This is a genomic window from Streptomyces sp. NPDC056160, from assembly GCF_042268205.1.
Taxonomy (GTDB): Bacteria; Actinomycetota; Actinomycetes; order Streptomycetales; family Streptomycetaceae; genus Streptomyces.
In genome coordinates this window covers 1-1,082 of sequence record NZ_JBHJUW010000371.1, presented here as the reverse complement: position 1 = coordinate 1,082, position 1,082 = coordinate 1, and the positions used below count along the sequence as shown (strand labels likewise).

The window sequence follows — 1,082 nt, the reverse complement described above, 5'->3', positions numbered from 1 at the left end:
CAGCCTCCCCACAAACACCCGCACATCAGCAACAAAAGCCCCCGCAATCACATCGGACATTACCCCATACCGGGCACGCTCGATTACAAAATAGCGACCCCTGTCAACTATATCGAACCGCTCACTCAAATATGCGCGAAGCGGCCGATTCTTCTCACTGTTCAGGAGGCCAATTCCGGTCATATTATTGAAGAATTTTTCCAGATGCTTCGGCGTGTTCTCCGCTTTCCTGAGATCACCAAAGAAAGCTCGAAGATCGGCTAGGCGCTCATCCACGCGCGTATGATGCCCCTTGAGAAACCATCTATTGCCCTCCCTTTCCGGATTCCCGTAGGGCCTCAGCAGATCAATGGTTGGCTCGGTGACGGAAACGCGGCCGATCTTGATCATCTCGCGAACCTGGTTCCCGATATTCACCGTGATCAGGCCTCTTTCTGGCGTGCCCCCGCCTCGCCCGTCCGGGTCATCCACCGGTATTCTTACAGTATCACCCGCCTTGGGCAGGTATTTGTGTGCTTCCTGACCGGTTTCGGTGTGGCCGTTGAACCAGACCTCCAGCGCTGTTTCAAATTTTTTGGCCTGTTTATCTTCGGGCGGCGCATAGATCTCATTATCACCGTCCGGAGGCAGGTGCCATTTCCTGCCTCGGCCGGAAGGATTCGCAACTTCGAGTATCCATCTACCGTTCCGTTCCTTTAGTTTCCCGAATGGCTTGAGTAGCTTATGTGACCGTTCCGTTACCTCTGCTCGGCCTTGATGCGTTAAATTGCTGACAATTTTACCGATATTTACTGTCTGGGGGGCGGGGTTTTCGGTGTTGCTGCTTGTTGCTGCCTCTGCGGTGCGGGGCGGGAGCGTAACCGTCTCGTTTCGCGTGGGCAGGTATTTGTGTGCTTGCTGTCCGGTTTCGGGGTGGCCGTTGAGCCAGATGTCCAGTGCCGTGTCGAACTCTTCCTTGGTGAGGCGTGGTGCGCCTCCGGGGAGGCCGGTGGTGTGTGTTCCGTTGAGGAGGATGCTGGCGAGGATCTGTGCTTTGGTCTGGGTGTTCTTGTTCTTTTCGGCGGGGGTGAGGTGGGTGTAGG

At 55.6% G+C, this 1,082-nt stretch carries 1 protein-coding gene; it reads right to left on the bottom strand.

Annotated elements, in window-relative coordinates:
• Positions 1-1,082: hypothetical protein (locus tag ACFC02_RS42795; protein WP_376368479.1), on the bottom strand; the 1,082-nt coding region annotated here is incomplete at both ends.